The following is a 4,866-nucleotide window of genomic DNA, read 5'->3' on the forward strand; positions in this document are numbered from 1 at the left end:
CCGCTCATCCCGGCGAAAGCCGGGACCCAGTGCTTTGGGCGAACAAGTCCTAGCGTTCCGCGCCGACCTGGATCCCGAACCGCCTGGCCGCGAATGGCTGGGTCCCGGCTTTCGGAATTTAGGCCGCCATCCGCCATTCGGGCTGAACCTGGCCGAAGCGGCCTTCGTCCCACAGCGCGTCCTCGTCCGAGTAGCGGGCGCTGGCGGCGGCGGAGACGACATCCACCACCTGCTCTTCCAGCCGGTCCCAGATGACGGCCAGGTCGGCGCAGCCGTCGGCCTCGCACGGGACGATGATGTAGCGTTCGCTGTTGACGGCGGCCAAGGCGGGGGTCTGAGGGCGGAAGCGGGCCATGTGATGATCTCCTGAAGCGTTCGCCTCTTGTCGATAAGGACGTTATGGAGCAGCATTGCGCCAGAAACGGACGTATCATTTCGAGGGCGCGCGGTGCGGCACGACAAGGCGGCGATGGTGATCGAACTGGCGCGGCGCCTGGCCGCCAGCGCCGAAGGCCTGACCATCGACGAGATGGCGCGCGACATGCGCGTGGGCCGGCGCACCGCCGAGCGGATGCGCGACGCCGTCCTGATGCTGTTTCCCCAGGTGGACGAGGTGTCCGATCCGCCGACCAAGCGCTGGCGCATCCGGGGCGGACTGTCGGCCTTCGAACAGGCGCCGACCGCGACCGAGATGCTGGAGCTGACCAAGGCGGCGGCGGCCCTGCGCGCCGCCGGCGAACCCGCCCGGGCCGCCGCGCTGGAGGGGCTGGAGCGCAAGCTGAAGGCGGCCATGCGCTCGACCACCCTGAACCGGATGGCGCCGGACCTGGAGGCCCTGGTGCGGGCAGAGACCATCGCCGTCCAGGCGGGGCCCCGTCCCACGGCGGACGAGGCCATGCTGACGGCCATCCGCGCGGCTGTGCTGGCCCAGCAGCCGCTGGGCTTCACCTATTCCCGGCCGGGCGCCGAGCCGCGTCGGCGCAGCGTCGCGCCCTGCGGGGTGATGTTCGGCCGCGCCAACTACCTGGTCGCCGCCGACCGCGAGACGGGCCGCATCCAGACCTTCCGTCTGGACCGGATGAGCCATGTCGCCCCGCAGGACGGTATGGCCGCCCCGCCCGCCGACTTCGACCTGTCCGTCTTCGCCAGCCAGTCCTTCGGCATCTATCAGGACGAGATCGAGGACGTGGCCCTGCGCATCTCGCCCCAGGGCGCCGACGAGGCGCGGGGTTGGCGCTGGCACCCGACCCAGACCTTCGAGGACCAGCCGGACGGGTCGGTGATCGTGCGCTTCCGCGCCTCGGGCATGCGCGAACTGGCCTGGCACCTGTTCACCTGGGGCGAGCAGGCGACCATCCTGGCGCCCGAACGGCTGAAGGCGGTCATGGCTGGGGAACTGGACGCCGCCCGGCGCGCTCTGGACGCCGCCGGAGGATGACCAAGGCTTAAGGTGACGCGGGCGCGCCGCCGACCTAAGCCGTTGGGTCCATCCGTGTCAGTGGAGATCCGAATGCCCCGTCGCCCGGCCCTCGCCGCGTCCCTTCTGGTCCTGTCCGCCGCCCTCCCTCTGGCGGCCTGCGCGCCGGTCGCCTCGTCGCCCCCGCCGCCCGCCCTGCAGGAGCCGCGGGTCCAGGTCTCGGTGGTGCGCGACGGCGACGACTGGAGCGTGGACTATGTGCTGGACCGCGACGCGCCGGCCTGGGCCTTCTTCAACTCGGCCCTGCTGCGTGAAAGCCGCCAGCCGTGGCGGCCGGACTGGTGGACGGTCCAGACGCCGGGCGTCGTCATCGAGCGGATCGGAAACTACGACGTGCTGCGCGCGACCGACGGCGGCGCCGTGCCGCGCCACGTGCGCATCCGGATGCGGCCGCGCCCCGGCGACCTGGAGGCGGCCTACGACCCCGCGCTGGTCTTTTCCGACGGGACGGTCGCGCTCTATTCCGAACAGTTCGACCTGATCCCGCTGGAAGCCGCCGCCGCCGCCGGCGATCTGCCGCGCGATCTGAACGGCGTGGCCGTGCCGGGCGGTCCCGCGAAGGTGACCTGGCGCGACCGGGCGGGGCCGGTGCTGTTCAAGGGCGAGCGCCGGACCGAGGTCACGGCCGTCGAGGCCAGGACCTATGTCCTGTTCGGCGACGCGACGACGCGCCAGGGCGACGGCGTGACCACCGTGGTCGATCCCGGCCTGCCGCGCTGGCTGGGCGACGAACTGGCTGGCTTCACCCCGCGCGTCATGGGCTATTACGCCCGGCGGCTGGGCGCGGCGCCGGGGGATGCGCCCACCCTGATGGTCAGTTGGACAGGCCCGACCGAGCATCTGTCCAGCATGGGCGGCAGCGTCCTGCCCGGCATGATCTCCATGAGCTTCGAGGGGGAAGGGGTGCTGAACCCGGACGCCGAGGCCCTGACCCGCGCCCATTGGTTCATCGGACACGAGGGCGCGCACTTCTGGCTGGGCCAGGCGGTCCGCTACGAATACGCCCGCGACATGTGGATCACCGAAGGCGGCGCCGATCTGATGGCCGTGCGCGCGCTGAAGGCCCTGAACCCCGCCTACGACGCCCGCGCCGAACTGCAGACCGAGGTGGACGACTGCGTGCGGCTGACCCAGGGCCGCTCGATCGTCACCGCCGCCGACCGGGGCGAGCACCGCGCCCACTACGCCTGCGGCGCCGTGTTCGCGATGGCGGCCGAGGGCGCGCAGACGGCCCGCACCGGCGGCGACTGGTTCGACTTCATCAAGCCCCTGCTGGCCCAGCCCGACGGCGTCCTGACGCGCGAGGAATGGCTGTCGGCCCTGACCGGCGTGTCGCGCGACCCCTCGCTGCGCCTCGGCGTCGAGCAGTTGCTGGACAAGGGCGCGGCCGACCCCTCCGCCGTCGTCGCCCGCCTGTTCCAGCGGACGGGCGTGGCCTTCCGCCTGGAGAACGGGCGCGTCGTCCTGACCTGAGGCGACGCGAAGGATTGACGCGGATCAAGGCGCGCCGGCCTGGCCAGGCGCATCCAGGCTCTCGAACACAAGGAGCCTGGTCATGACCTACGCCAATCTGATGGTCTATGTGGACGACGAACCGGACAATGTCGCGCGCATCGGCTTCGGCTGCGACCTGGCGCGGGCGTTTGGCGCCGCCGTGATCGGCGTCTCGGTCAGCGAGGCCGAGCCGCCCCTGATCGACGCGGCGGCGGCCGGTGGAATGGCCGGCGAGATCCTGACCCTGCGGCGCGACCAGGCCGACGCCGAACTGGCCGCCGCCCGCGCCCGCTTCGAGGCGGTGGCGGCGGCGGCTGACGTGTCGCACTTCTGGCGCGCCGAGACCGGCTATCCGGCGGCCTGGCTGACGCGCCAGGCGCGCGCCGCGGACCTGGTGCTGATCGGTCGCGACGGGGGAAGGCGGCCCTATCGGGCGCCGGACGCCGGCGACCTGGTGATGGGCGTCGGCCGGCCGGTCCTGATCGCCCCGCCCCAGGCCGAGGCCGCGCCGCTGGACGGCGTCGCCCTGGTGGCCTGGCAGGACGGGCGCGAGGCCCAGCGCGCGACCGCCGCCGCCCTGCCGCTGCTGCGCCGGGCCCAGGCCGTGCGGGTCATCGAGATCTGCGCCCCCGGTCAGGCGGATGCGGCCCAGGCGCGGGTGAAGGACGTCGCCGGCTGGCTGAACCGCCACGGCGCGACGGCCGAGGGCGACGTCCGCGTCGCCGACGAGCGCCCGGCCGGCGACCGTCTGCTGGCCTGCGTCGAGGAGACCGCCGCCAATCTGGTCGTCGCCGGCGCCTGGGGCCATTCCCGGCTACGCGAATGGGTGCTGGGCGGCGTCACCCAGGCCCTGATCTCGCGCTGCCCCGCCTGGCTGCTGCTCAGCCACTGAAGGCGCGGGATCGTACCTGGGCCTCTCTAGCCTGCCGCGAACGGATAGGGGCTGACCGACTTGGACCAGTCGTCGACCGCAAGCGGGCGGTCGATGGGGGCGGCGGCGCGTTCGGCGCACGGATGGCGGTGGCACAGGCGGCAGGCCGGTCCGATCGGCGTCGCGTGCGGCTGCTCCAGGTCGAGGCCGCGCGCACAGGCCAGACGGTGGGCGTGACGCAGTTCGCAGCCCAGGCCGACGGCCAGGTCGTGCGCCTCGCCGTAGCCGTCATGGCCCTGGCGTTCGACGGTGCGGGCGAAGGTGAACCAGCGGTTTCCGTCCGGCGTCTCGATGATCTGGGTGACGATCCGTCCCGGCGTGCGGAAGGCCGAATGCAGCCGCCAGCGCGGGCAGGCCCCGCCGAAGCGCGAGAAGGGAAAGGCCCCGGCCGCATAGCGTTTGGAGATGTTGCCCGCTTGGTCCACCCGCATCAGGAAGAAGGGCACGCCCCGCGCCGAGGGCCGCGACAGGGTCGTCAGCCGGTGCGCCGCCTGCTCGTAGCTGACGCCGAACCGCGCCTGCAGCCGCACCATGTCGTAGCCGGTCTCCTCGGCCGCGCGCTGGAAGGCGACGTAGGGCATCAGGATCGCCGCCGCGAGCGTATTGGTCAGGGCGACCTTCAACAGGGACCGGCTGGCGGCGTCGGGCGCGTTCGCGGCCTCGGCCAGGGCGTTAAGCGCCGGCCCGTGCTCGGCCAGGGCCAGTTGATAGGCGATGGCGAAGGCCCGCGACGCCGGCCCCAGGGTGTCGGACAGCAGCAGGCGGCGCCGGTGTAGGTCGAAGCGGCGCGTCCACTCCACCATGACCTCCGCCGGCAGGGTGCGGACGCCCAGATCGTGCCGCGCGGCCAGCCGCTGGCGCGCCGCCGGCTCGAATCCGTCGCCATGCGCCGGGGCGTCGGCGGCCAGCAGGTCGGCCAGCGCCTCGCCCTGCTCGTCCAGTTCGGGAAAGTGGTTGTTGCGGG

General features: G+C 72.9%; 5 protein-coding genes. 3 read left to right on the forward strand and 2 right to left on the reverse strand.

What is annotated here, in order from left to right:
- Positions 1-118 precede the first annotated feature (118 nt).
- Positions 119-355: a hypothetical protein gene (locus B2U11_RS03415; protein WP_292069971.1), complete on the reverse strand. Its 237-nt coding sequence runs from the start codon at positions 353-355 to the stop codon at positions 119-121.
- A gap of 93 nt (positions 356-448) precedes the next feature.
- Between B2U11_RS03415 and B2U11_RS03420 the strand changes: the two genes are divergently transcribed.
- From B2U11_RS03420 to B2U11_RS03430, 3 genes are all read left to right on the forward strand, one after another.
- Positions 449-1,438, forward strand: a complete 990-nt coding sequence (locus tag B2U11_RS03420) for a helix-turn-helix transcriptional regulator (protein WP_292069972.1) — start codon at positions 449-451, stop codon at positions 1,436-1,438.
- Positions 1,439-1,510: 72 nt separating this feature from the next.
- On the forward strand, positions 1,511-2,950 hold the full coding sequence (locus B2U11_RS03425; protein ID WP_292069973.1) for a hypothetical protein: 1,440 nt from the start codon (positions 1,511-1,513) through the stop codon (positions 2,948-2,950).
- Between the two features lie 82 nt (positions 2,951-3,032).
- Positions 3,033-3,863: a universal stress protein gene (locus tag B2U11_RS03430; protein ID WP_292069975.1), complete on the forward strand. Its 831-nt coding sequence runs from the start codon at positions 3,033-3,035 to the stop codon at positions 3,861-3,863.
- A 26-nt stretch (positions 3,864-3,889) separates the two neighbouring features.
- Here B2U11_RS03430 and B2U11_RS03435 read toward each other — a convergent pair.
- A partial coding sequence (locus B2U11_RS03435; protein WP_292069976.1) for a helix-turn-helix domain-containing protein occupies positions 3,890-4,866 on the reverse strand: 977 nt, incomplete at its 5' end.

It is taken from the genome of Brevundimonas sp. UBA7534 (genome assembly GCF_002479325.1).
GTDB lineage: Bacteria > Pseudomonadota > Alphaproteobacteria > Caulobacterales > Caulobacteraceae > Brevundimonas.

Excerpts from the sequence above, each read along its gene's own strand:
- B2U11_RS03430 (WP_292069975.1), top strand. The coding sequence starts at position 3,033 with ATGACCTACGCCAATCTGATGGTCTATGTGGACGACGAACCGGACAAT.
- B2U11_RS03415 (WP_292069971.1), bottom strand. The coding sequence starts at position 355 with ATGGCCCGCTTCCGCCCTCAGACCCCCGCCTTGGCCGCCGTCAACAGC.
- B2U11_RS03425 (WP_292069973.1), top strand. The coding sequence starts at position 1,511 with ATGCCCCGTCGCCCGGCCCTCGCCGCGTCCCTTCTGGTCCTGTCCGCC.